Genomic DNA, 595 nt, shown 5'->3' with positions numbered 1-595 from the left:
TCTTGGGCCAGCGGACCTTGGTGGCCCAGCCGAACTTCTCGAACATCCAGATGACCCGGGCGGAGATGTCGATCTGGCCCTTGAGCACACCGTGGCGGGCGCAGGTCGGGTCGGCGTGGTGCAGGTTGTGCCAGGACTCGCCGAAGGACGGGATGGCCAGCCACCACACGTTGCGGGAGCGGTCGCGGACCTCGAAGTTCTCCTCGCCGATGGTGTGGCAGATGGAGTTGATGGACCAGGTCACGTGGTGCAGCAGCGCGACGCGGACCAGGCTCGCCCAGAAGAACGCGGTGACCGCGCCCCACAGGGACATGGTGACCAGGCCGCCGATGGCGGCGGGGGCGAAAAGGGAGAAGAGCACGATCGGCAGGAAGAGCCGGTCGATGAGGACGACGTCCTTGTCCTTGAGCAGGTCCGGGGTGAACCGGCGGGGCGAGGTCTTCTTGTCGTCCAGGTACATCCACGCCATGTGCGCGTAGTACAGGCCCTTGGCCACGGACTTCCAGTCGTCGCCGAAGCGCCACGGGGAGTGGGGGTCGCCCTCGGCGTCGGCGTACTTGTGGTGGCGGCGGTGGTCGGCCACCCACTTGATGAC

Annotated in this window: 1 protein-coding gene; it reads right to left on the bottom strand. The window is 67.1% G+C overall.

Annotation, left to right across the window (positions count from 1 at the left end; translation table 11 throughout):
* On the bottom strand, positions 1-595 hold a 595-nt coding region (locus ACYVDG_RS32725; RefSeq protein ID WP_460764207.1), incomplete at both ends, for an acyl-CoA desaturase.

This window comes from Nocardiopsis oceani (assembly GCF_054777395.1).
This window is presented reverse-complemented; position numbering and strand designations above follow the sequence as displayed.